This is a genomic window from Anabaena cylindrica UHCC 0172 (assembly GCF_034931625.1).
In the GTDB taxonomy this organism is placed as follows: Bacteria; Cyanobacteriota; Cyanobacteriia; order Cyanobacteriales; family Nostocaceae; genus Anabaena; species Anabaena cylindrica_A.
On the sequence record NZ_JAYGGY010000044.1, the window covers coordinates 1 to 24,326 of the forward strand.

Below are 24,326 nucleotides of genomic sequence, written 5' to 3' on the forward strand. Positions count from 1 at the left end.
CAAAGTCCTCCTTAAAAAGGAGGATTTAGGAGGATCTAAAGTTTTTAATACATCAGTCACCACTTTTCAAACATCCTCTTACAAGGTCACAATTTTTGTTTATTTCTTCTCCAAAATCAGAGTAGAATCTGCACTGCGTCCAAACTCTTCTGGTGCATATTGCAGATGTACTTCTGCACCAGGCCAAAGGAATGTTCCTGGAGTTATAGAACGGACTAAATAATGTAAATTATAAACTCCAGCTTCCAGATGATCTGCATAGGAGATAATTCTATCTTTATAGATTGTTTTATATCCTAATTGCCAATTATCGGCTTTTGCTTGCAATGCAGGTGTCGCAGTTTGGAAACTCTCATCTACTGCTTCAAAACCTGCGGGTAATGGGTCTTTAATCACTAGATGATCTACAGGATGATCTGTAATTATTTCTAAACCGATATCAAACACTTCTCCTGGTTTTAAAGTCAAAGGTTGATCAATGGCATACATTCCTGTTTTTTGGATAACTTTTTCTTCATTAACTTTACTAATTTCTCGCGTTACTCGTAAACCGTTAAATCTTCCCGATTGATTTCCTGGCAAGCGATAACTGTAAGCAACTAAATAATGTAATTTGCCTTTTCCAGATTTTTGCAAAATTAAATCATGACGACCACGAGGTAATTTATCCATTGCTACATTTACTTGTAAGCTAGGATTTTGATAACCATTAAATCGAGTTTCTCCTAACTTTTTACCTGCTAATTTGACTGTAGTCACAAAATTGGGTGGCGTTGATTGTAGTTGACTATATTCTACTAAAGCGGTTAAGGCTTGGGCATTGTTATAAGTTGTTTGCCATGTTCCTTCTCTGCGAAGATTTAGTAGACTTTGAAATAATTTATCAATGATTTCTGGGCTGGCTTTTTGGTCAATAAATAAGCGTAATGCTTGGGCTTGTGTTGTGGTTTGTGAATTCATCCAACTCCAGCTAGGAGGTAAATTTACAACTGCATTACGTCCAGTTTCATAGATATTTTTTTGTAACTGAACTCGGATGATTTGGGCTTCATCTTCCCATTCAGAAAATTGAGATAGATATCTTGCTAATTTAATTTGGGTGACAACATCAAAATTATCAAGTTGTTTATAAATATCTGACAAGAAGCTATTGCGTTTATCTCCTAATTGTGATAGCGCAATTAAAGAATTTAGTTGCAGTTGTGATTTACAGAGTTGTAATTTACAAAACTCATATTGTCCAGGGTTAACCAGAACTTTCTGTAAATAAGTTTTTAGTTGAGAGAGAATTTGAGAATTGACTAAACCAGGGTAAGCTTGATTAGCTTTTGTCAGAGATTCCGCAGCATAAGCAGAAACCCAAGGATCAGATTTTTCTTGTCCTGGGAAAGCAGCAAAACCACCATCAGCTATTTGCAGTTTTTGCAGTTGTTCAATTGCTAGGTTAGCTTGTTTTTGGGGATTAAATTCTGCAAATGTTTGATTATATTGTTGGGTGAGAGTTTGCAGATTTGCAGCAATTAATAACTGACTCGCGGCTGGTTCTGCAAATGGTAAATCATTATCACCTAAAACTTGTTTTGCGGGTGTTTTAATTTCGGGAATTAAGGTACTGGCTAACTGAATATCTAAACCTCCTGTTTCCGCAAAGGTATTTTTATCGACATTCAGGGGAATTTTTACCTGTTTTTCACTCACACCAGTTTCTACAACTTGTTCTGTAATTTCTAATGGCTTAATCTCCAAAGGAACTGAAAAAGCATCTGTGATATTATTTAGCTGTGTTCTAAATGTAACATTACCTTCACCCACACTATCCGCAACCATTGGGAAACGATATGCTTGGGTTGCTGACTCAACTGGTGTTTGCAGAGTTTTGGTTTTAGGGTTGTTTTCTGCAAATTGGAGAGAACCGCTAAGTTCACCGTTTATGCTTAAATTTCCAGTGTTTTCGGTGGTATTGGTGACTGATAAACCTCCAAGAATGCGATCGCCTGTCCGGGCAAATTGTGGGAGAATAGCATTAGTTATTAATGGCTTTGTGGTGATAAATGTCTTCTCACCATTACCAAAACGCAGATTTCCGTCCGTAGCCACCACCATAACCCGCCATGTAGTCAAATCATCTGGTAATTTAAAAGTGATTTTCGCCTGACCATTTTCATCAGTAATTACAGAACCATTGTAATAAGCTAAAGCTTGAAAATCTTCACGAATGCGAGTATTTGCTAAAGCACTAGATAACCCACCACCATAACCCCAACCTTTTGGTTTATCCAGATTTTGATTTTGTAAAACAACATCTGGACGATTATCACTAAAACGGGTAGAAATTGGTTGTTCTGCATATACAGTATCTACCAAATTCGGTGGACGATAACCAGCAAGTTGTAACACCGCTTCATTCACCACCATGACAGTAAATTGTCCTTGAGTGGCGTTTCCTTGATGATCTTTTAATTCCAGTTCTACAGTTTCTTCTTTACCAGGTTCTAAAGAACTTTGATTTGGCTTAACTTCTACTTTTAAATACTTATCTTCTAAATTAACTTTAAAAGGTGCAAAACCAATTTTAGCTAAATTTTCTAAATTTTCTGGTTCTACTTGATTAAGTGGTTTACCTTGTCTGACTAACACCGCTTCTACACCAGCATTGGGTAACATTTCTGGCGTAACTGTAAACTGAATTTGTGGCGCACTTCCTTTAATTTTAGTAACTTGCTGATAGAGAGGTTTATCTTTAATTACCGCAAAATATAATTCCCCTTCTGGGTAGGGAGACTGAATTAAAGCAGTAGCCGTTTCCCCAACTTTGAATTCTTTTTTATTTAACTTAACTTCTAATTTATCTTTTTCTCTTTCACCCCAGAACACAGGATTTGCACCAGTTACCCAAATTTGTAAATCTGTAGCTGTGATTTCATTTCTACTATCGCTAAAATTAGCCCGAATGCGGTATGAACCTGATTCTGTAGGTTGTAAATTTACTGTTTGCGGAATATTAGCAGATTTAATTTCTGTTTTGGAAACTGTTTTATATTCAACTTGATTTTTCGGAGTTCTGCTACCTTCAACTACTTGAGTAACACTACTATATTTGATTTGTTGTAACTCTAAATTTACCCGTTCATTTTCTAAAGGTTTTCCTGTCGCGTCAGTAATAATAATTTCTACCGGAAAAGTCTTACCAGCGTCAGCTACAAAATTACTTTTTAAACCGATAAGTCTATTACTAGGTAAAGCTGTAAAAGTTTGGGAATTAGCAACTGATAAATTAGAAACATCAGCAACTTGAATATCTACTCGATAAGTCATTGGGTAAGGTAAATCTTTGGCTACCGTTACCGTTTGACTATTTTTACCATTAGCATCTAACTGAGTATTAGTTTGTAAAACATCAGTAGAAACATTGGGACTTTCTTCTGGCCAAAACCATTGTTTTCCAAAACTAAATTCTTCCCAACCTTGAGGGATAAAATTAGTTTGCTGACGAGTAATGTAATATTTTGCTTCCCCTGCTTCTACAGGTGAACCAAACAAATAATTACTGACTACCTTTGCTTCAATCTTGTCATTAATAATAGCAAATTTTTTATTGAGTTCTAAATCAACTTTAAAATTAGGTGGTTTAAATTCAGCTACTCGAAATTCACCAGATATTTCTCGCCCATTTTTACCTTTAGCCTCAATTTTATAATAGCCTAAGGGTTGAGCTTTTTGAATAGGTAACTCTAAGGAAAATGTACCAAATTCATTTGTACTTTTTGTACCTAAATTAGAATTTTGTCCATTGGGATTTACCAAAGTTAATTTGTATTCAGCATTTTTATCTTGCTGAATTTCGCCTTTTTCTAAATAATCTGCAAAAGCCGTAAATGCAGCTTTTTCTCCTGGTTGATATAACTGTCTATCAGAAAAAATTACCCCTCGTGATATCGGTTTACCATCTTCCCAACCAGCATCAATACCATAACCATAACTACCGCTATATTCTTGAGTTCTTGCAAAAGCCCAATCTTTATTTTCACGGGCAATTACTAATAATTTTGGTAATTTTTCATCTTTTGAATAACAATCTTTTAATTCATTATTATCAATTTTCAAAGTTCCATTTACATCAGTTTCACCCGTTGCACAAGGTACAGATTGAGAACTAGATTTTTCATATAATTTTGATTGATAAATTTCAATATTTGCCGCTTTAACTGGTGAACCATCACTAAGATGATGAACCCGAATTAAACCCGACTCTGGAAACCATTGAGAAAACACACCTAAATTAGTTAATTGCACCATTCCATAAGTCGTTGCTTCTCTCCACAATTGTTTATTATTCTCTTGATATTTGTTAGTTTTTGCTTGCACCCCATAAGCTAACATTCCCTGATTATCACCTAATCTTGCTTTCAGGGGAACAGTTACATTAAGCGATTGATTTTTTTTACCTGAAACCTTGAAGCTTTCCCATTTTTCAGGTTTGGGTAATAAATCATTGGCATTATTTGTGTAAACTAAATCTGTGGGTTTAATGACACGATAATTCGCTTGATATTTGGATTCTGGTAGATTGACTGTATTAATATTTAACTGTAAATCTTTATCTCTAGGGAAAATATGTAAATCAGAGGGAACCCAAATATCTCCAGCTAAATCACCAGAATCATATTTAATAGAAACAGGTTTACCTAAAGTTTGTCCAAATTTATCTTTGACATTTTTGTTAATAGTAATTGTATAATTAGTATCTGGTTCTAAAGCATAGGGATTAATACTAACAATTCTATCTTCATCATAGATTTGCAAAACTCTGTCAATGTCTTTAGGTGCTGGATTGATTTTGATATTCTCTTTTGCAGAATCTGCTAATAAAACATTATTAAATTCTATCTGAGGACTGCCTTTCACAAATCTACCATAGGTTCCCCCTGCGTCTGGTAGTCCGTAAGGTTTAATTCCCTGAAATGCTAATGGTGAATAAGTTGCTAACTTACTCACAAACTCTTTATCACTGGGGAGATTTCCATAAGCTGGAAGGATACCAGGAGAAAATGTTAAAAGGTAAGATGTGGCTTTTTCTAAATTTCCCTGGGGGGTGAGATTATAAACCCAATTTTTTGCTGAAGGGTCAAATTTTTCTAAAGGATCTAAATTTTCTGGTTTTTCTGCTTTAGCTAATTCTACCTTTAACCCTACCCCTGAAGTTTTACCGTTAGAAATTAATTGTAAATGCTTTTGAACAGAATCTAAATCTAGTTCTAGATTTGATGTAAATTGTAATTTAGGTTTTAAATCAATTGGTGCAATTTCTGCTTTTTCAATTGGGTTAACACCGGGTAAGTTGGTAAGTTTAATGGATTCAGTATTGAAAGTCCAGGCTAAATCTTGATCTAAACGATGATTTTTTAAATCCGCTAAACCAGCTTTGAGAGTAACTTGCACTCGTATGGCTTTAGGTAATGCTTTATCAGCTTGAAACCCTACCATGCGCGGTGTTAAAAAGCGAAACTTTCCAGGTAAAGGCGGCCAAATGGCAAATTTAGTTAATAAATTTTGTTGTTCTGGACTATCAAGACTCTCAACAGGAATTAAAGCTTCTTGAAAGCGAATGCGAATTTGACTAAGAGTATTTGCATCTCCCAAAGGACTGATTTGTTCTATCCAATTTGGTAATTTTGGTGGTGTAAGTGATGCAACCGTTGGTAATTTTTCTTTACTTGGAGTGATACCCACAAAATTACAGCCGCTTATACTTAGTATAAAGGTGATAATAAATAAAAATTTGAGAAACTTTCTAATCATATTTTTGAATAACTTGAAAAAAGTTTAAATTTGTAGGTTGGGTTAACTTAAAGAAACCCAATATTTTGGAAATAATTGGAAATAAATTTTGTTGGGTTGCGTTTTCACTGAACCTCACATACTTATATAGATAACCAATCCAGTGCAATTAGTTCCCAAAATTAATACAATTCTTAAAGATTAAGAAATATTGCTGTTTTGCAAAATCTCTTGAATAGAAATTGAAATATAACCCTATGAAATTCAAAACTCTTACTCGTTGTGTCTCTGCGTTACGGAAACTTTGCATAAGTCGGGAAACCCGCCCAAGCAAGTGTCCTCCTCTGCGTGAGACAAAATCCTATTTTCGTTATTTCAATAAATATATCTTGACTATCATTATAGTATGCTGCATTGTGCGAATATTGCCTTATTTTGCGCCAATTCATAGTATAGATATCACCCAAAAGCATTTAGCTATGCAGTTTACAGATCGTAATGGTTTACCCTTGGGAACATTACTCACTCGTGATCAAGAGCATACAGCAGTTATACCATTAACTCAAGTTTCACCCCAATTTATCAATGCCATTTTAGCTGCTGAAGATGGCAGCTTTTATCAACATGGGGCATTGGATATGAAAGCAATTATCCGCGCTATCAAGGAAGCTATTCACGCGAAAAAAATTGTTTCTGGTGCTTCCACAATTACCATGCAATTAGCGCGAATGTTGGATAATTCTCCCCGGACTTTATCAAATAAATTATCTGAAATTTGGCTATCTTGGCGGTTAGTTGCAGGAATGAATAAAGATGAAATTCTCTCTGCTTATATTAATCGTCTACCTATGGGGGGAAATATTTATGGTGTGGAAGCAGCAGCGCGGACTTATTTTTCTATTTCTGCAAGTGATTTAAATGTAGCCCAAGCTTCTCTTTTAGCTGCAATTCCTAATAATCCTACTTATTTTAGTCCTTATGAACATTGGGAAAGATTAAAGAAAAGGCAAAAATATGTTTTAAATCAAATGGTGCAGGATAAATATATTACTGAAGCAGTAGCTGAACGCATATATACGGAAAAGGTTGTTTTTCAATCTCGTGAACAGGGAATTATTGCTGCACCTCATTTTTTGTTTTGGTTAGCAACGCAGAACACCCCACCCCTAATCCCTCCTCGCTTGCGGGGAGGGGGACTGGAACAGGAAAGGGCAATGGAATCTTCTCCTGTTCAGACTACTATAAATCGACCTTTGCAGCAATTTGTGGAAGCACAGGTACAGCAAGTTATTGATTCTCTTGCTGTTAATAATGTCCATGATGCAGCTGCTGTGATAATTGACAACTACTCTGGGGAGGTTTTAGCTTACGTCGGTTCGCCGGATTATTTTAATGATGTGAAATTAGGGCGAAATGATGGAGTACAAGCGTTGCGTCAACCAGGTTCAACTCTCAAACCGTTTGTGTATGAATTAGCTTTGGAAAAAGGTGTGATTAAACCAAATTCTATTTTGGCAGATGTTCCTTCTCATTACGCAATTCCAGGGGCGAAGTTATATAGCCCTACAGATTATACTAACAGCTTTCTCGGTCCGGTGCGGGTAAGAGTTGCTTTAGCAAATTCTTTAAATGTACCTGCGGTAAAGGTTCTGGAAAAAGTTGGTGTGGAAGCTTTCTTAAATCGGTTGCGTGAGTTGGGGTTTGCACATCTAAATCAAAGTGCTGAATATTACGGTTTGGGTTTGACTTTGGGTAGTGCAGAGGTGAGTTTGTGGGAACTGGCTAGGGCTTATGTGACTATGGCACGGTTGGGGAAAAGTACGCCTTTAGTAACTATCTTAAATCAATCCCCAGTCCCCAGTCCCCAGTCCCCAACCCCCAAACCCACGAATTGGCAGTTAATTATTGATATGTTGAGCGATCGCTATGCTCGTGCTACAGCTTTTGGTGTAGACTCGGTGTTAAATTTGCCTTTCCCAGCGGCTGTTAAAACTGGAACTTCATCAAATTATCGTGATACCTGGACAGTTGGCTTTACCACTGATTATACTGTTGCTACTTGGGTAGGTAATTTCAACGGCGAACCGATGCGTCAAGTTTCAGGTGTGACAGGTGCTGCACCTTTGTGGAACAGAATCATGTTACATCTGCACCAATATCAAACACCGACAGATTTTCCACCTCCAGATGGGTTAATCCAATTGCCTGTTTGTGCTAATTCTGGGTTAAAACCTCAACCTGACTGTACTTCGATAGTGCAGGAATATTTTTCGCCAGCAGATAAAATTGCCTACGAAAATCCTGCTGATTTCCATTTAACACCTGAGTATGATGAATGGTTAGCAAGACAGCCACAATCAAATTCTCATGCTGATAAATTCAGGATTATATCTCCTCATGATGGGGATTTATTTGTAGTTTATCCTGGTGAAAAAAGTCAACCAAAACTAGAATTTAAACTGGTTGGCACATCTAATCTGCCTATAGAGTTGTGGTTAAATGGTAGGCATTTATCAACACAATCAACTAATGCATTATTTTGGCATTTACAACCCGGCAATTGGACTCTGGAAGCCAGAAGTGGGGCGATGAGTGATCAGATAAATTTTCAAGTTGAGTTGGCGAATACAAAACCCAGCCGTCAAGGTTTTTCTGTAGTCAATCCTACAATTTCTCAACATTCTAGAGATTGATTAAGTCTTCATCAAAAACAAAATTTTTCTTCCGGAAATTGTCTAGAAAAATTGATGTTATAAATTAGGACTGAAGTTTTTTTATCAAAGGTATCTAGCTATGAATAACACACAAGAAAACAAATCTGCCAAAAAAATGAAACGGTCTTTTCCTGCTGTTGATATTGGTACTCCTAAAGTGCCAGTTCGCAAAAGTAATGCAAAAAAACAGAATCGTGAATTACTCAGCGACTGGGAACACGCGAGTTAATTCTAAAAACATTAGGTGACAGGTAACAGGGAAGAGAGAAAAGTGAAGAAGTTAACTTAACCGACTTACTTACAGGCTAAAAAATTGTTAAATTGAAGTAAAAGTCAAGACTGTACAATAGTGCTTTAGCCTAAGTCAAACATGAAAGTAGCAATTACTGGTGCAACAGGATTTGTCGGTAGTCGTTTAGTAGAACGACTGCATGAGGAAGGTCATAGAGTACTGGTGTTAAGTCGGAATACTAATTCTGCCCACAAAGTTTTTCCTGCTCAGGCTTTCCCAAATCTAGAAATTATGGGCTATACACCAGTTGTATCTGGTGCTTGGCAAGATGCTATTGCTGGTTGTGATGGTGTGGTTAATCTGGCAGGAGAACCCATTGCTGAGGAACGTTGGACACCACAACGTAAGCAGGAAATCCTCAACAGCCGCAAACTGGGTACACAAAAAATTGTCGAAGCTATAGCTAAGGCTAACCCCAAACCAAGTGTGTTAGTCAATGCTTCCGCTATTGGCTACTATGGTACTAGTGAAACCGCTACTTTTGAAGAAAATAGCCCTTCAGGTCAGGATTTTCTGGCTCAAGTCTGCCAAGAGTGGGAAGCAGAAGCACAAAAGGTAACAGATACTGGTGTGCGCTTGGTAATTTTGCGTTTTGGTATTGTTTTAGGTCATGGTGGTGCTTTGGGGAAAATGATTACTCCCTTCAAACTCTTTGCCGGTGGACCTATTGGTAGTGGTCGGCAGTGGTTTTCATGGATTCACATAGACGATATAGTTAACTTAATTCTGCAAGCTTTAACTAAGCCAAATATAGAAGGTGTATATAATGCTACGGCTCCCAATCCTGTGCAGATGACAGATTTAAGTACAACTATGGGACAGGTGATGAATCGTCCATCATGGTTGCCTGTTCCGTCTTTTGCTTTAGAAGCGATGTTAGGAGATGGGGCAATTGTGGTTTTAGAGGGTCAAAAAGTCTTGCCTCAACGCACTCAAGCAGCAGGTTTTAAGTATCAATATCCGAATTTGCCATCAGCATTAACGCAAATTTTGAAATAATTCGTAATTCAATTTTGGATTGGTAATTGGTAATTGGTAATTGGTAATTGGTAATTGGTGATTGGTAATGGGTAATGGGTAATTGGTGATTGGTAATTAAATCATATGTAAGGATTCAGGGATTCAGGATACAGAATATTTTATATAGCAGGTATATAGCAGGGAACAGAAGAGAAAAATATTATTATTCTTCCTCCTGACTCCTGACTCCTGACTCCTGACTCCTGCCTCCTGACTCCTGAATTCTTACAATCCTATTCTCTGCTATGACTCATTTTTCATAAATTTCTTAGAAACCCAACTGGTAATTCCGCTGAGAATCGCACCACCCATGAGGATGCCAATAGCTGGGTTAAATAGCGGTATCCACAGTTTATGCCATAAATCTAAACCGAGGTTGATTCCAGAGGCATTACCAACAACTGCCACGGCAAACCAGATAAAACCCAAAATCACCAGGAATACATCTGCAACTAAAACTAAGTTGAGCCAATTTAATAGTTTATCTTTCATCTTCTATAAGCTTTTAGAGTAGGTCATCGGTAAAATCCTCAAATCCTGTAAATCATGATTCAGGCGATTGATCCTAACCATGATTTTACATATTACTTATTAACCCATTCTCTATTATTCTTCAAATAGCCATTTTTTGACTTTTGCTAAACTCTGCCAATCTGGTTTTCTAGTTAAGCCATCTTCAATGCTATTTTTAACTTCCGTTTGCCATTCTTCATTGACAAAAATCAACTGTTGTGCAAAGTCAATATGTTCGCGCAGACCTTTTTGACCTGTTTCCAGCATAGCTAAAGCGAGATTAATTCTGGCTTGTGGGTCTTGGGGATTTAATTTCACTGCTTTATTTGCAGCTTTGTAGGCTAAGTTGGCTTTGTTGTCGAGTAGATACAGCCAGGAAAGACAAATCCAAGCGGAACTGGCTTTGGGAGAGCGATCGCACACTTCTTTAAATACAGGGATGAGCGATTCTACCGATTCTCCAGCTTTATAACGTTCTAAACCTGTATCAAACAGTTCTTCAATTGTGATAGTCATTGGTCGTTAGTCATTGATCGTTGGTCGCTGGTCATTGGTCATTAGCCGTTAATTATTCATAACTGACTGCTGACATCTGACCATTGACTATATTACACTCCGAAGGATTTGCCGCAACCGCAGGTTTGGGAAGCGTTGGGGTTAGTGAATTGGAAGCCACCGCCAATCATGGCATCACTATAATCGAGCATTAACCCGTAAAGATATAATAGGCTTTTGCGATCGCACACAATCTTGAAGCCATCATAATCAAAAACATCATCCTGCGAGGTGATCTTACTAGTATCTTCAAAATCCATCATGTAAGACATCCCAGAGCAACCACCTTGACGGACTCCTACCCGTAAACATAAATCCTGCCCTTGCTTACCTTGGAGCGATTTTACCTGGCGCAACGCTGATTCGCTCAACAGAATGCCGCGTTGTTGAATATCAGTTGCTTGTGTCATTTGCTATTGTCACTCCTTAATTATTATAACGATTACCAGGTATATGCTGTTAATAGCCCCTGGGTTGCTCTTTCAAGTATTATTCCATTCTAACTGCATTAACAAGTACAGACGTTAAATTCTCAACACTTCGTCAACAGCAGAGAAAGGTTTTTATTCTAGAATTGAGAGATTCGGTGTATTTGGAGTATTTTTATTTTTTCCAGTCTTAGAGCTGTTTGAGCAACAACCAATTTTCAGGAGTGCTGAGTCTTGAGTAAAAAAGGAAAATTAATTGTACTCATCGTCTGGCTGTGAAGTCCCTACCTTCAGGTATGGAAAAAGAAAAAATTATTCCCCTAGTTTTAACTATGGAATTACTCGGTACTCGTTACTCAGCACTTAATTTACTCGCCACTACCCACAATTTACTTCTTCATAAATAGCTTTTTTGATTAACTTTACTCTATGACAAGTTTTAATCGCTCTACCAGTCGTCGGTTGAAGAAATTAACCCAAATTCCTTCTATATGGGAGGGCGATCGCCGTCCGTTATCTTCATCACAAACCCAAACCAGTGAATCAGACGAATCTCAGGGAGAATGCATTCTCTGGGTGGATGGCTCTCAAGGTATTGTCAGAGGCATGGATATGGTATCTCCAGAACTAGGCCCAGAAGCCATAGTTCGTACCTTAATGCGAGCAATGGAACATCCACACAGTCCAGCTAAACCCGCCAGGCCGCAAAGAATTGTGGTGAAAGATCGGGAAATTCAATTTTACCTGCGTGGGGTATTGCAAGATTTGGATATTGCCATTGACTACACACCAGAATTACCTTTAATTGATGAACTGTTTCGCTCCTTTGCGGATATTCTCGATAGCCAAATCCCCGATTTACCTCCCCAGTATGCACAAATATTGAAAGAGAAGGCTTTTGCAACTTGGGAAGCAGCACCTTGGGAATTTGTGGAAGAACAGCAAATCTTGTCCATAGAGATTAATAAATGGGATGTGGGGACAATCTATGCTTCAGTGATGGGAATGCTGGGGATGGAATATGGAATTTTGTTTTATCGCTCAGAAGATTCTCTCAAACGGTTTCGTGCAGATGTTTTAAGAGATGAAGAATCTGGACAAGATTTAGAAGAAGCTTTCCTGAAGCAAGATTGTTTGTTTCTCACTTTTGAGCAGACTGACGAAGATGAAGATGAGGATGAAGATTTAGCAGAATTACCCCTATCGGAAATTGAACCTACCTTTGGTAATATTCATCCTTTGGAAGGATTACGGTCTGTTTTATACGACGACGAAGCACTTGTAGTTTTTGTGGCTCTAGAAAGCTTGCTCCGCTTTGTTCGTGATCACCGTCACCAGTTATATGAAGATGATTTCCCTGCCATTAATCGACGTTATCGCATTTCCTTGCCTCATCCAGATGAAGATACTAAATCAGTTTCTGTAACTGTCTCTACTATGCCAGAATTGGCAGCAGAGTTAGAGGAAATGGCCGGTTTTGATATCGCAGATGAAGATGATATTGATTCCACAGCCTTCCATTCCTTGCGAGATGACTTGATTCCAGAAGACTCTTTCCTCAGTTTGGGTGTGATTTCTTGGGAGATTTTAGAGTCCTTGCGTCGGGAGGTAGATTATCATCCAGCAGATGTGATCAATCAAGTTGGGGATGGATTACCTGTGATTTTGATTCAAACTTCTCGTCCTAAGGCAAAAACCGTGATTGAAAAAATTGAGGCTGCTGAGGGACTGAAAGCCATTTGCTTTAATCCAGGGACTGATCCCTTTGATGGCGATCGCTATGATTTGGGTTTGCTACAAACCAATAATCAAGAATTATTTCTTTTTGGGGAATTTCTCGATAATGATCCCATTCATGTCGAAGCCAGGAAAAAATGGAATCAACGCTGCAAAAATACTCAAGGCTATTGCGGCTTGATTATTTCTAAAGGACTGACAGGCGCTTCCCGTGGGAATCCTCAGCTAAAAGATATGATGGCTCTGTTTGAAGCGCGATCGCTCTGTCCTGAAGATTTGGGTATCGGTACTCTCCAACTTATGCCGAAACTGGAATTTGAATAATACTTGATGTAGTTACCACAGGTAAATACCTCATTAGCACTGAGTTCTAGAGTCCAGGTTTAATCTGTGGTTTTCTACAATTACCTAAGATGTTTACTGCTGCATAATTAATGGAGAGTTGAAAATAATTAGTAACACATTATCTATACCTGGAAGAACCAAAAATCTTTATCGAAAATTCTTAATGATATTAAGAACTTTGCTATTTCCTGGAAGCAAATTCTGATACTATCGTTTTTTACTTTTGCAATCGAATTCTTTATCAATCCATTAATAAACAGCAACCTGCATGATAATGACAAATAAAAAATGGGCCGTTAAACGTATAACTGTTAACCTAGCAACACAGGAAGCAGAAAAGCTAGAAAAATATTGTCAACAAACAGGTAGACCAGCTACTGATATCATTCGAGAACTGATTAGAAGTTTACCTCTTTCTGAAGAATCTAAGGAAAAAAGCTGAGGCGATGGGAGAGATGGGGAGATAGGGAAGATGGAGATGTCTATTGATCTTTCTTCTGGCTCCTGCCCGTTTAATTTCGGATTTTTCATTAGCGAAACGGACGCAGCGTAGTGAGTATTTTAAATTTTAGATAGTTCAATCCAAAATCCAAAGTCTAAAATTCTCCTGCCTCCTGCCTTCTATCTCCAGTTAAGTAGCAAATTACGACACCAAGGCAGTTACAATTTGTAAAGAAACTGATAGCGCCGCGTGGCGTAAGCCATAAAGGAACGAGGAAATGCGTGTTGCAATTGTAGGTGCGGGACTGGCTGGACTAGCAACTGCTGTAGATTTAGCTGATGCGGGTTGTGAGGTGCAAATTTTTGAATCTCGCCCGTTTGTAGGCGGAAAAGTCAGCAGTTGGGTAGACGGTGATGGCAACCATATTGAAATGGGGTTGCACGTATTTTTTGGCTGCTACTACAATCTATTTAAGTTGATGGAGAAGGTGGGAGCCGGGGAAAACTTACGCCTTAAAGAACATAGTCATACTTTTATTAACAAAGGTGGACGCACCGGGGCTTTAGATTTTCGTTTCATCACGGGTGCGCCCTTTAATGGGTTAAAGGCGTTTTTCACAACTTCCCAACTTTCACTCCAGGATAAATTCCAAAATGCGATCGCTCTCGGAACTAGCCCCATCGTCCAAGGTTTCATAAACTTTGATGGGGCAATGAAAACTATCCGCAAATTAGATAAAATCAGCTTTTCCGACTGGTTTTATAGTCATGGGGGTAGTAAGGGCAGCATCAAACGTCTATGGAACCCCATCGCTTACGCTCTTGGCTTTATAGATTGTGATAATATTTCTGCTCGTTGTATGTTGACAATTTTCCAGTTATTTGCAGTCAGAACAGAGGCTTCAATTCTGCGAATGCTGGAAGGTTCTCCACACGAATATTTACACAAACCAATTGTTGAATATTTAGAAGCAAGAGGTACTAAAATATATACCCGTCGTCAAGTGCGGGAAATTCAGTTTGCCGAGTCCGGGGAAGAAACTCACGTTACAGGTATATTAGTTGCTCAAGGTGATACAGAAGAAGTTATCACCGCTGATGCTTATGTCTGTGCTTGTGATATACCAGGAGTTCAGCGCGTTTTACCCCAGGCATGGCGCAAATGGTCAGAATTTGATAATATTTATAAACTTGATGCTGTCCCAGTCGCTACAGTACAGCTACGCTTTGATGGTTGGGTAACAGAACTGGAAGACGAGGAAAAGCGGAAACAATTAAATCATGCCGTGGGAATAGATAATTTGTTATATACCGCAGATGCTGATTTTTCTTGTTTTGCTGATTTGGCTTTGACTAGCCCCGCAGATTATTATCGTCCTGGGGAAGGTTCGTTGTTGCAACTGGTATTGACACCAGGAGATCCTTTTATTAAACAAAGTAATGATGCGATCGCCCAACACGTCCTTAAACAAGTCCATGAACTGTTCCCCTCTTCCAGAGATTTAAACATGACTTGGTACAGTGTGGTAAAACTGGCTCAGTCTTTGTACAGAGAAGCACCAGGAATGGATGCGTACCGTCCTGACCAAAAAACACCTATACCTAATTTCTTCTTGGCAGGTAGTTATACCCAGCAAGATTATATTGACAGCATGGAAGGTGCAACTATTTCTGGACTACGTGCGGCTAAGGTGATTCTGGAAAATGTGAAAAAATAGGGGTTGGGGACTGGGAAGAATATTCAATTACCAATCTAAAATCTAAAACCTAAAATCTAAAATCTAATGGCTGAATGGTTAGAGCATAGTGTGCAGGTAGAAGTTGAGGTTCCTATTGAATTAGTATGGAGCCTCTGGTCTGATTTGGAACAAATGCCTAAGTGGATGAAATGGATTGATTCGGTGAAAATTTTACCCGATGATCCTGAAATATCTCTGTGGAAATTGAGTACTGGTGGTTGGGACTTTACCTGGAAATCTCGCATTCTCAAAATTGTTCCTAACCAAATTATCCAATGGGAATCAGTTGATGGTTTACCAAATCAGGGTGCAATTCGCTTTTATGATCGCAATACTAGCAGCGTTGTCAAAATGACTGTTTCCTATGCTATTCCCGGATTTCTTGGTAAACTCATGGATAATTTGTTTTTGGGAAAGGCGGTGGAGTCAACAATTCAAGCAGATTTGGAGCGGTTTAAGGAATACGCTTTGAATGTGAAGGATGGTTGATAGAGATTGGGAAAACAGGCAGTAATTTTCTTACTGTCTGAAGGGCAAATTTTAATCAACTGTTCTGGTGAAATTATCTTGTGCTTTACTAAAATTTCTATGTTTTAGGCTTATCCGCACCATCTTGCCGCCAAGCTGGTCCTTCAGTTTCAGCAGCAGTTGTGACATTTACAATCAATGTAAGTATTGCATCATTCTTTAAAGAATGCTTTTAGTCCCCACCTTCCAAGATGTATATATTATGACCCTTAAACAGCAAGGATCTCAGGTTGAATTTGTTGTGGAATCACAAACTTTAGCAAATTTGTGATAAATTATTGGTAAATAATAATATCTATCCACAACTTCGCCACAAAGTAAAAAAATTTGCAGGACAGGTAAGTCACAAAGTTTTTGTAGGTTGGGTTGAACAAAGTGAAACCCAACAAAATCCTTGATAATGTTGGGTTATGGCTTCGCCACACTTCGCGAACGTTCCTCAACCCAACCTACCATATAATGACTTTTGAGCCTTAACCGAGCAGTATTGACAAGTATTGGATCTTGAACGATTTGATGCTTTTCTTATTACATTCTACCCTTTACAAAATTAAAGCTTCAATCCTTGCTTGCACCTCTTCAACTAAATCCTCTGCAACTGTTTCTACAAACTGCACCTTCCTAGTTGTCCAAGATAGTGATTTAACTTGATCGGCTAAAACGACACCTTGAGTATTCAATCCTTCAGATAATGGCACTTCAAAACTAAGACCCTTGATAGAATTAGTAATCGGACAAACTACAACTAAAGAAGCCATACGATTGTATGCAAGTGGTGAAATAACCAAAAAAGGGCGATAATCCATCTGTTCATGCCCTTTCGGTGTTACTTCAGAATCGAGGGTTTCAGCAATATCTGCAAACGACATTCCTGATTTAATAAATATTTGAATGCGTTTAATCAAATCAACGGAAATTGGCTTTGCTGTTCCGCAATTTAATTTAACAATGTCACCCCTTTGGGGAACGTATACAGAATCTACCAAACTTCATCTCCCATAGAAATTCCAGTTTCTATTTCAGGATGAAACTTATCTGGAGTCATCCCTGCTAATAATTCATCAAGGGTATATTTTTTTCGTTTTTTGGGTGTAATGATGAGACTCTCTCCTGATACACTTAAATTCACATCTGTTCCTTCTTTTAGCTGAATTTTTTCAGCCCAAGTTTTAGGAATCCGAATAGCTAAACTATTTCCCCATTTGGCAACAACTGTACTCATAAAAGTTAAACTTCCAAAAGCTAAACCCAGAATTTTTGGTATCTACATTGAAGATACCAGATTTTGAATTAAAATTCAAGCGGGGACACAGCATTGCTATATCCCAACTACGTTTTGCTGATAACTAAGCATTACCACGTTGGATCGCTATACAAATTAATGGTCAATTCCTCCTTTCCTGGGGGAACTGGAGTAATGCAAGCACGAATGACTTCTCCATCATCTAGTTCGACGGTGCAAGCATGACAAGTCCCCATTAGACAACCAGTGGGAATTGATACTCCAGCCCGATCTGCTACATCTAATAGGAGTTCTCCTACTTCAGCATTAACGGTGACATCATCTGGTAAGAAGTGGATGCTAATACTCATGAGATAACTGTGTATAAAAAAATAGGCTGAAAATCCTGGAATTAAAACCTTAAACCTTTTTGGGTTTTTTAATTCAAGGATGTAGGTGCAGCGTTACCGTTGGGTAAGCCAGATGAGGTGTTTACGCCTCAGTGGCTTGATGATCTAAGACAAAAATGGAGTTAAGTTTAAATGGCTTTCAATTTGGGTAGCTAAAGAGTCCAAAATTTGCTCTCGCTGTTCTCGGTAATTAGCAACACCTGTGGGTAAAGATTTCAAGCCGCGCTGTTGACGGAGACGGTTCAGCCAAGCACGTCGCCAGGGTCCATTATCAAACAAACCATGTAGATAACTACCCCAAACAGATTGACAATTATCTACTAAACCTAAATTAATATCATCAAATAGGGGTTGGTAGGCTTTAGAATCTATTTCTTGCTGTTCTATGCGCGATCGCCCTTGGTGAATTTCAAACCCATTTACAGGTAAGCCCATTTGCGGATAATTGGAAGTAACTTGGCGCTGACGAGCAATTTTCTGTCCTGTCATTACTGTTTTGATGGGTAATAAATTTAACCCTTGAAATCTACCAGCTTGTCCTTCTACTCCTTCTGGATCTGCTATCATCTGACCTAGCATTTGGTAGCCACCACAAATACCTAAAACTGTTCCTCCAGAGGCAGCATAATGTTGAATTGCTTCCGCCATGCCGCTTTTTTGCAGCACTATCAAGTCGGCAATTGTGGTTTTTGTTCCTGGAATAATTACTGCATCTGGGTGTCCTAACTCTTGCTTAGGACTCAAATATTTTACTGAAACTGAAGATTCTGATTCTAGTGGGTCAAAGTCGGTAAAATTGGCTATTCTCGGTAAGCGGATAACGGCTATATTCAGTTCAGCTTGGGCTTTATAAGGTTTGCGTTCCAGTAAGTCTAGGGAGTCTTCGGCGGGAAAAACTTCTTCTAAGTAGGGGATAACGCCAACTACAGGAATACCAGTGCGTTCTTCTAACCATTTGATTCCTGGTTCGAGAATTGAACGCTGTCCTCGAAATTTGTTAATAACTACACCTTTAATTAAAGCGCGTTCATCAGGGTCAAGTAATTCTAGGGTTCCGACTACATGAGCAAAAGCGCCTCCCCGATCAATATCAACTACTAACATAGTGGGTGCATCTAAATGTTTTGCTACCCTCATGTTAGTTAGATCACGGTGCTTGAGGTTAATTTCTGCTGGACTACCGGCACCTTCACAGACCAATATGTCAAATTCGGTGGCTAGATGTTGTAGACATTCTTCAATTGTCCGCCAACCTAGCTCAAAATATTGTTCGTAATAATCTGTAGCACTAACTTTACCTATAGGTTTGCCTTTGAGGATGACTTGAGATGTCATATCCCCTTGGGGTTTAAGTAAGATTGGGTTCATTTCTACTAAAGGAATAACTCCCGCAGCCCAAGCTTGCACTGCTTGAGCGTAGCCTATTTCTCCTCCTGTGTGAGTAACATAAGCATTTAAAGCCATATTTTGACCTTTAAAGGGAGCTACTCGCCAGCCACGACGGGATAAGATGCGACAAATAGCTGTAGTTAACAGTGATTTCCCTGCGTGGGATGTTGTTCCCACTACCATAATTGCTTTCATAATTTGAGTATTAGTATTTTTTTCGACGGTGCTGCAATTGGAGGATTAAACCCTGTTATAGCAATTTGCTGATCAAACTTAAAAAAGAGCAGTTTAATAAATAGGGTTAAGTTTGCTACTTCTTTACCCCAGATTTTACTTTGCCTTGCTTATTTTAACCTGTTAATTTTTAATCTAAAATGGTAGTCGAAACCAACGAGTTATGGCATCATTGACGCGATCGCTCCATGAAGGTGTACGCCAGTTATTTTCAGTAATGTTTTCTAGCAACTGATGACCAAGGGGAGTGAGGCGAAAACCATCTGTAATGCCTTGTCCATCGACTTCTCTCCTTAGTACTCCTACTTCGATCAGCCAGTCAAAAGCGTTATCACAGTTCAATTCTGACAAAGGGCGTTTGGTGTAACCTTGTTTAACACCTTTTTCCATAGCGATCGCACTCACGGAAACACTCTGAGTCCGCATAGCTATAAATAAACTGAGACTAAAGGGTGAACAAATGAGCGATCGCTCTGCTCTTAAGAGTGTCTTCGGGGTATAAACAAAGGGTTTAGGGTTGGGAAAATCAACAGTAGTCATGATTTTAGACATTCAGCAGCTAGAAGGTTAATATTTTGTTTCTAACAATTTCTATAAATATTGTAAATTACTGTAAAATTTCAAGTGCATCAACAATCTGAAATAGGAACGGTTAATTATGCCACTAGCAGTTGGTACAGATGCACCTGCATTTACCGCTAAAGATACAAACGGCAACACAGTTTCATTATCTGATTTTGCTGGTAAGACGGTAGTTGTTTATTTCTACCCCAAAGATGACACGCCAGGTTGCACTAAACAAGCCTGTAGTTTTCGGGATGCCCAACCTGAATATCAAGGTAAAAATGTTGTAGTGTTGGGAGTTAGTGCTGATGATCAAGCTGCCCATCAAGCATTCACCGCTAAATATAACCTGAATTTTCCCCTACTAGTTGACACAGACAAATCCCTCATCAATGCTTTTGATGTTGATGGTGGTGGTTATGCCAAGCGCGTCACTTTCGTAATTGACCCCAACGGTAAAATCATTCATGTTGACGGTGCTGTTAACACAACTACTCATGCGAGTGATGTATTAAAAATGCTGGGCTTGTAGTTTGTCACCACATGACTCAGCAAACTGACCGAATTTTAGATTTTCAATTTTAACAAATCCAAAATTGTTTGACCTCAACTCCTACCTAAATAAAGGTTAGGGGTTGAGGTTTTTAATTTTCATTTATCTGATGGTAATGGCAGCAACGATGGTGTATTTTCTCCAGATGTAGTCAAGGTTGAAGATGGATTTTGTTTTTGCTGACTTTGAATTAGTTTTTCTTGTCTAGCTTTAAATGCTGCTGCTGCGTCATCTAATTGTTGATTCTGTTGATCAGGATTCCAGTTGAGAGTGCCAAAATTTGCCTGATGAATCAGGTTAAACATATTGAAATCTGAGCCATTACCGGAGAAATTGGTATTGCGATCGCTCTCTAAACTAGCAAAGGGTTGGTTAGGATCAGCTAAACTAGGCGATGCTACCAGCAGAGATGCCAGACTAATTCCGGCAAAAGTAGCAACTAAGATTTTGTGAACTGGTAAAAATGGTGTTTTCATGAGATTCCTCCTCATATTTTATTAACTAAAATTATGCTTCTATCTTAAGCAAGAGTTTTGCGTAATTGGGGTTGAATGCTGAGTAAAGCTACCAACGCAAAACCTACTAAGACTAACAATGCTCTCCCAAAGGTAACATCGCCCCAAAAAGCGTGCATGACGATATCATTTAATCCCCAAGTGCTATGAAGATACAAATAGCGAATTGGTTCAATTGCATAGCTGAGAGGATTGAGGGTAGCGATCACCTGCAACCAACCAGGCATAAAAGATAAAGGTGCTAAGGCTGTGCTGGCAAAGAGTAACGGCAGGTTAGTGACAAAAATTACTGCAATAAGTTCAATGTGACCGGGTAAAGCAAAAGCCAAACCGAGGGAAATAGCGGTGACACCCAAAGCCAGAAGTAAGACAATAAGAGCGATCGCACTTAACCCAACCAAATTGGGTAAACCAGCCCCTAAAAACGCCGCTGCTGCCACAATTACAGCCGCTTGCAATAAACTTTGGCTAATAATAAAGATAGCAGAAGCAAAGACAATCGAGAACCGAGAAGCTAAAGGTGCAACCAGCAACCGATTTAAAAAACCAAATTCCCTGTCAAACATTACAGGTAAACCGGCATTCAAAGCCCCGGCAAATGCAGTAAAAACAATTACACCTGCCGCCAAAAATTGCCCGTAATTTGTCGTACTTCCAAATAAACCTTTGGGGGCATTTTGGAACAAAGCACCAAATAACACCAACCACATCACCGGCTGAATAATTCCCGCTACCAAACTAGAAGGACGGCGTTGTAATTGGATAAATAGACGACGAGTTAAAGCTAGTGTTTCTTGGACTAATTCACCAAAGAAGCTGGGAGTAGTCTCTGTAACTACAGTCGGTGTAGCTAATTGCTGCCAATTCATATCAGTCTTCATAGGGATTTTGTCATTTAGTTATACAGGGTGATAAAATTAACCAGTAAAAATTATAAATATTTCCGCATTTTTTAATAGGCAAAGAATATTCATAATTCTTAATACCTTATTATAACAAAAAATCATTGCTAGACTGTTCACAAATTAATACCCCAGATTAATGATGATTTTTCGTGTTTCTATAAATTCTCTGAATAGAGTAATCAACAGTTAAAATTTTATGACTCGACAACCACACGATCAATTTGCAAAAGAATATTTACAGGAGTTATTAACTTCTTTAGGTAATGTAGAAACCAGCAAAGATGTTAAAAGCGAAGTTCGGGAAATAGATGTTTGGTTTGTTCCCAATAATTCAACACCATCTGATGATCTAGAATTAGGATTATTAGCAAAAATGGCAGTCACAAGCTGTCTATTTGAACCTTTTCGCAATGCTCCCAGTGAAGTAGAAATTAGAAGTTGTTTGTTAAAATTATATACCGTTCATAGCGATTTATTGCGACAAGCTAAACGAGAAAAACAATCTATACCTGAAGGGAAATTACCATATTTATGGATATTAACCCCTTCCTGTTCTGTGAGAATGCTGAACGGATTTAGCGCACAACTGCAACAATCACTTAATTGGTGTGAAGGGGTTTATTTTCTGCCAGAATTCTTAAAAACAGCCATTATTGCTATCAATCAGTTACCGATTAGTCAAAATACTCTATGGTTAAGGGTGTTGGGAAAAGGAAAAACCCAAAAACAAGCTGTAGAAGAATTGGTTAAACTATCAGAAGATACTGAGAAATGGGATCACCTACTAGAAATTTTAGCGTCTTGGCGCAAAAATATAGAGGTGAAAGATAATGTAAATGATGAAGAGAGAGAATTAATTATGAACTTATCACCAGCGTATCTCAAACAACGGGAAGAATGGAGACAAGAAGGACTGCAAGAAGGACGACAAGAAGGTAGACAGGAAGGTAGTTTAGATGGACAGCGTTTGATGGTAGTGAGTTTACTAGCAGGGCGTTTTGGCGCTTTAGATGAGGAATTATTATCTAAGATTGTTAATTCTATTATGGAGCTTTCCCTAACAGAAAGAACTGACTTACTACTCAATTTATCGAATATTTCTCGTGAGGAATTATTGGCTAGATTTGGAAATTGATTTCACTGAAATTGTGAAGATTTAGGAATTAGGAGAAAAAAATCTTCTTTCCATCTCTCAATTCCTAATCTCCAATTAACCTATCTCATATTTTGTTTTTTCTCCGCTTTTGGATCACGGTTAGCAACAGCAGCTAATTCAGCATCCATGAGAGTTTTGCCAGTTGCAGCCAAGTAAACATCATCTAAACTAGGACGAGATTGGGCAATACCAAAAATCGGTAAACCGATATTATTTAAGGCTTGCTGGATAGTAATTAAAGCGTCATTTTGGGGAGTAACTACTAAATTTAAGGAGTTACCTTGGGAGTTGTTGATGATGATTTCTTGGACAAAGGGTAAAGCTGCCAGTAGAGTTTTAGCTTTGTCTGCTTCTTCCGTTGGTGAAAACTCGCGGATTCTTAAAGTAATGCGATCGCCCCCAACTTGGTCTTTTAACTGCGAAGGTGTACCATTAGCAATAACTAGTCCGCGATCTATGATTGCCACCCTATCAGCTAAAGCATCAACTTCTTCTAAATAATGGCTGGTAATCACAACCGTAGTCCCCGCAGCGCGTAACTTCCGCAGAAATTCCCACACCACAAAACGACTCTCAATGTCAAGCCCTACAGTTGGTTCATCCAACACCAACACATCTGGAGAATGAAGTAAACCAGCCGCTAAATCTAGGCGTTTGCGTAAACCACCAGAATAGGTTCCGGTTTTTTTATCTGCGTATTCTTGTAAACCAAGTAAATCTAATACGGTGTTAATCCGCTGTTTGATAACCGCACGAGGAAGATGATAAAGTGCCGCTTGCAATTGCAGCAACTCCTTACCAGTCAATACCTTATCTAAAGCTACTTCTTGAGCCACATAACCCAGCTTTTGCCTGGCTAATTTGGGGTGTTCTAACGCCGAAATACCTGAAACCTCGATTTTGCCAGCATCAGGGGTTGTCAGCGTACACAAAGCTCGGAGAGTAGTAGTTTTCCCTGCACCATTGGGACCAAGTAGTCCAAAAATTTCTCCGGGTTCTACCTGAAAAGAGACATCTTTGACAGCCTCAACAGTACCGTAGCGTTTTTGTAGATTTTCAATTAAAACGGCGGGAGCCATGACAGCTATAATCCCTAACTATACAATTCTCAACAATCTATCTTCTATTGTACGAGTTAGACGTTAGCTGTGATGAATTCTCTTCTACTATTCTTGATTAAAGGAGATGAGGATTTTTTGTTTGTTGGGAGTCAGGAGTTGGGAGTCAGGAGTTAGGAGTCAGGAGTCAGGAGTCAGGAGTCAGGAGTCAGGAGTCAGGAGTCAGGAGT

At 38.7% G+C, this 24,326-nt stretch carries 21 protein-coding genes; 9 read left to right on the plus strand and 12 right to left on the minus strand.

Features of this window, described 5'->3' with window-relative positions:
• Positions 1-99 precede the first annotated feature (99 nt).
• On the minus strand, positions 100-5,799 hold the full coding sequence (locus tag VB713_RS11935; RefSeq protein WP_323311768.1) for an alpha-2-macroglobulin: 5,700 nt from the start codon (positions 5,797-5,799) through the stop codon (positions 100-102).
• A gap of 236 nt (positions 5,800-6,035) precedes the next feature.
• Between VB713_RS11935 and pbpC the strand changes: the two genes are divergently transcribed.
• The 3 genes from pbpC to VB713_RS11950 all read left to right on the plus strand — a co-directional run bounded on the left by pbpC (position 6,036) and on the right by VB713_RS11950 (position 9,783).
• Positions 6,036-8,471 carry a penicillin-binding protein 1C gene (pbpC, locus tag VB713_RS11940; protein WP_416242439.1) on the plus strand — a complete coding sequence of 812 codons (2,436 nt, stop codon included), beginning with the start codon at positions 6,036-6,038 and terminating at the stop codon, positions 8,469-8,471.
• A gap of 100 nt (positions 8,472-8,571) precedes the next feature.
• Positions 8,572-8,721, plus strand: a complete 150-nt coding sequence (locus VB713_RS11945; protein ID WP_323311769.1) for a hypothetical protein — start codon at positions 8,572-8,574, stop codon at positions 8,719-8,721.
• 141 nt (positions 8,722-8,862) lie between these two features.
• Positions 8,863-9,783: a TIGR01777 family oxidoreductase gene (locus VB713_RS11950; RefSeq protein WP_323311770.1), complete on the plus strand. Its 921-nt coding sequence runs from the start codon at positions 8,863-8,865 to the stop codon at positions 9,781-9,783.
• Between the two features lie 264 nt (positions 9,784-10,047).
• Here the strand turns inward: VB713_RS11950 and VB713_RS11955 are convergent, their stop codons facing one another.
• From VB713_RS11955 to VB713_RS11965, 3 genes are all read right to left on the minus strand, one after another.
• Positions 10,048-10,296, minus strand: a complete 249-nt coding sequence (locus tag VB713_RS11955; protein ID WP_015214424.1) for a hypothetical protein — start codon at positions 10,294-10,296, stop codon at positions 10,048-10,050.
• Between the two features lie 114 nt (positions 10,297-10,410).
• A complete protein-coding gene (locus tag VB713_RS11960; RefSeq protein WP_323311771.1) occupies positions 10,411-10,833 on the minus strand; it encodes a hypothetical protein in 423 nt (140 codons plus the stop codon).
• A gap of 92 nt (positions 10,834-10,925) precedes the next feature.
• Positions 10,926-11,282, minus strand: a complete 357-nt coding sequence (locus VB713_RS11965; protein ID WP_323311772.1) for an iron-sulfur cluster assembly accessory protein — start codon at positions 11,280-11,282, stop codon at positions 10,926-10,928.
• A gap of 447 nt (positions 11,283-11,729) precedes the next feature.
• On the opposite strand from VB713_RS11965, the gene VB713_RS11970 reads away from it, so the two are divergent.
• The 4 genes from VB713_RS11970 to VB713_RS11985 all read left to right on the plus strand — a co-directional run bounded on the left by VB713_RS11970 (position 11,730) and on the right by VB713_RS11985 (position 16,051).
• Positions 11,730-13,361: a DUF6930 domain-containing protein gene (locus VB713_RS11970; RefSeq protein ID WP_323311773.1), complete on the plus strand. Its 1,632-nt coding sequence runs from the start codon at positions 11,730-11,732 to the stop codon at positions 13,359-13,361.
• 289 nt (positions 13,362-13,650) lie between these two features.
• A complete protein-coding gene (locus VB713_RS11975; RefSeq protein ID WP_323311774.1) occupies positions 13,651-13,824 on the plus strand; it encodes a ribbon-helix-helix protein, CopG family in 174 nt (57 codons plus the stop codon).
• A 277-nt stretch (positions 13,825-14,101) separates the two neighbouring features.
• Entirely contained in the window at positions 14,102-15,541 is a 1,440-nt protein-coding gene (gene zds, locus VB713_RS11980; RefSeq protein ID WP_323311775.1) for a 9,9'-di-cis-zeta-carotene desaturase, read from the plus strand.
• Between the two features lie 66 nt (positions 15,542-15,607).
• Complete coding sequence (locus VB713_RS11985) at positions 15,608-16,051, plus strand: SRPBCC family protein (protein ID WP_323311776.1); 444 nt, start codon at positions 15,608-15,610, stop codon at positions 16,049-16,051.
• Positions 16,052-16,632: 581 nt separating this feature from the next.
• On the opposite strand, the gene VB713_RS11990 is transcribed toward VB713_RS11985, so the two are convergent.
• From VB713_RS11990 to VB713_RS12010, 5 genes are all read right to left on the minus strand, one after another.
• Positions 16,633-17,076 (minus strand): type II toxin-antitoxin system PemK/MazF family toxin, encoded by a 444-nt coding sequence (locus VB713_RS11990; RefSeq protein ID WP_323311777.1) that lies wholly within the window; start codon positions 17,074-17,076, stop codon positions 16,633-16,635.
• Positions 17,070-17,312 (minus strand): AbrB/MazE/SpoVT family DNA-binding domain-containing protein, encoded by a 243-nt coding sequence (locus VB713_RS11995; protein ID WP_323311778.1) that lies wholly within the window; start codon positions 17,310-17,312, stop codon positions 17,070-17,072. Before VB713_RS11995 ends, VB713_RS11990 begins: the two co-directional genes overlap by 7 nt.
• 131 nt (positions 17,313-17,443) lie before the next feature.
• Positions 17,444-17,683: a 2Fe-2S iron-sulfur cluster binding domain-containing protein gene (locus VB713_RS12000; protein WP_323311779.1), complete on the minus strand. Its 240-nt coding sequence runs from the start codon at positions 17,681-17,683 to the stop codon at positions 17,444-17,446.
• Positions 17,684-17,827: 144 nt separating this feature from the next.
• Positions 17,828-19,306: a cobyric acid synthase CobQ gene (cobQ, locus tag VB713_RS12005; RefSeq protein ID WP_323311780.1), complete on the minus strand. Its 1,479-nt coding sequence runs from the start codon at positions 19,304-19,306 to the stop codon at positions 17,828-17,830.
• A 174-nt stretch (positions 19,307-19,480) separates the two neighbouring features.
• On the minus strand, positions 19,481-19,885 hold the full coding sequence (locus VB713_RS12010; protein WP_323311781.1) for an Npun_F0494 family protein: 405 nt from the start codon (positions 19,883-19,885) through the stop codon (positions 19,481-19,483).
• 118 nt (positions 19,886-20,003) lie between these two features.
• On the opposite strand from VB713_RS12010, the gene VB713_RS12015 reads away from it, so the two are divergent.
• Positions 20,004-20,441 (plus strand): peroxiredoxin, encoded by a 438-nt coding sequence (locus VB713_RS12015; RefSeq protein WP_323311782.1) that lies wholly within the window; start codon positions 20,004-20,006, stop codon positions 20,439-20,441.
• A 119-nt stretch (positions 20,442-20,560) separates the two neighbouring features.
• Here VB713_RS12015 and VB713_RS12020 read toward each other — a convergent pair whose 3' ends face one another.
• Together VB713_RS12020 and VB713_RS12025 are read right to left on the minus strand one after the other, a co-directional pair.
• Positions 20,561-20,938, minus strand: coding sequence for a hypothetical protein (locus VB713_RS12020; RefSeq protein WP_323311783.1), 378 nt, complete (start codon positions 20,936-20,938; stop codon positions 20,561-20,563).
• 44 nt (positions 20,939-20,982) lie between these two features.
• A complete protein-coding gene (locus VB713_RS12025) occupies positions 20,983-21,858 on the minus strand; it encodes an ABC transporter permease (protein ID WP_323311784.1) in 876 nt (291 codons plus the stop codon).
• Positions 21,859-22,078: 220 nt separating this feature from the next.
• Here VB713_RS12025 and VB713_RS12030 point away from each other — a divergent pair, with 220 nt between their 5' ends.
• On the plus strand, positions 22,079-23,017 hold the full coding sequence (locus tag VB713_RS12030; RefSeq protein WP_323311785.1) for a hypothetical protein: 939 nt from the start codon (positions 22,079-22,081) through the stop codon (positions 23,015-23,017).
• An 80-nt stretch (positions 23,018-23,097) separates the two neighbouring features.
• On the opposite strand, the gene VB713_RS12035 is transcribed toward VB713_RS12030, so the two are convergent.
• A complete protein-coding gene (locus VB713_RS12035; RefSeq protein WP_323311786.1) occupies positions 23,098-24,117 on the minus strand; it encodes an ABC transporter ATP-binding protein in 1,020 nt (339 codons plus the stop codon).
• Positions 24,118-24,326: the final 209 nt, after the last annotated feature.

What these genes read in the sequence shown, in the direction of transcription:
- cobQ (WP_323311780.1), bottom strand. Translation starts at nt 19,306, where the DNA reads ATGAAAGCAATTATGGTAGTGGGAACAACATCCCACGCAGGGAAATCA.
- pbpC (WP_416242439.1), top strand. Translation starts at nt 6,036, where the DNA reads ATGAAATTCAAAACTCTTACTCGTTGTGTCTCTGCGTTACGGAAACTT.
- VB713_RS11960 (WP_323311771.1), bottom strand. Translation starts at nt 10,833, where the DNA reads ATGACTATCACAATTGAAGAACTGTTTGATACAGGTTTAGAACGTTAT.
- VB713_RS11965 (WP_323311772.1), bottom strand. Translation starts at nt 11,282, where the DNA reads ATGACACAAGCAACTGATATTCAACAACGCGGCATTCTGTTGAGCGAA.
- VB713_RS12000 (WP_323311779.1), bottom strand. Translation starts at nt 17,683, where the DNA reads ATGAGTATTAGCATCCACTTCTTACCAGATGATGTCACCGTTAATGCT.
- VB713_RS11955 (WP_015214424.1), bottom strand. Translation starts at nt 10,296, where the DNA reads ATGAAAGATAAACTATTAAATTGGCTCAACTTAGTTTTAGTTGCAGAT.
- VB713_RS12010 (WP_323311781.1), bottom strand. Translation starts at nt 19,885, where the DNA reads ATGACTACTGTTGATTTTCCCAACCCTAAACCCTTTGTTTATACCCCG.
- VB713_RS11975 (WP_323311774.1), top strand. Translation starts at nt 13,651, where the DNA reads ATGATAATGACAAATAAAAAATGGGCCGTTAAACGTATAACTGTTAAC.
- VB713_RS11950 (WP_323311770.1), top strand. Translation starts at nt 8,863, where the DNA reads ATGAAAGTAGCAATTACTGGTGCAACAGGATTTGTCGGTAGTCGTTTA.
- VB713_RS11945 (WP_323311769.1), top strand. Translation starts at nt 8,572, where the DNA reads ATGAATAACACACAAGAAAACAAATCTGCCAAAAAAATGAAACGGTCT.
- VB713_RS12025 (WP_323311784.1), bottom strand. Translation starts at nt 21,858, where the DNA reads ATGAAGACTGATATGAATTGGCAGCAATTAGCTACACCGACTGTAGTT.
- VB713_RS12020 (WP_323311783.1), bottom strand. Translation starts at nt 20,938, where the DNA reads ATGAAAACACCATTTTTACCAGTTCACAAAATCTTAGTTGCTACTTTT.
- VB713_RS11970 (WP_323311773.1), top strand. Translation starts at nt 11,730, where the DNA reads ATGACAAGTTTTAATCGCTCTACCAGTCGTCGGTTGAAGAAATTAACC.
- VB713_RS11935 (WP_323311768.1), bottom strand. Translation starts at nt 5,799, where the DNA reads ATGATTAGAAAGTTTCTCAAATTTTTATTTATTATCACCTTTATACTA.
- VB713_RS11995 (WP_323311778.1), bottom strand. Translation starts at nt 17,312, where the DNA reads ATGAGTACAGTTGTTGCCAAATGGGGAAATAGTTTAGCTATTCGGATT.
- VB713_RS12030 (WP_323311785.1), top strand. Translation starts at nt 22,079, where the DNA reads ATGACTCGACAACCACACGATCAATTTGCAAAAGAATATTTACAGGAG.
- zds (WP_323311775.1), top strand. Translation starts at nt 14,102, where the DNA reads ATGCGTGTTGCAATTGTAGGTGCGGGACTGGCTGGACTAGCAACTGCT.
- VB713_RS11985 (WP_323311776.1), top strand. Translation starts at nt 15,608, where the DNA reads ATGGCTGAATGGTTAGAGCATAGTGTGCAGGTAGAAGTTGAGGTTCCT.
- VB713_RS12015 (WP_323311782.1), top strand. Translation starts at nt 20,004, where the DNA reads ATGCCACTAGCAGTTGGTACAGATGCACCTGCATTTACCGCTAAAGAT.
- VB713_RS12035 (WP_323311786.1), bottom strand. Translation starts at nt 24,117, where the DNA reads ATGGCTCCCGCCGTTTTAATTGAAAATCTACAAAAACGCTACGGTACT.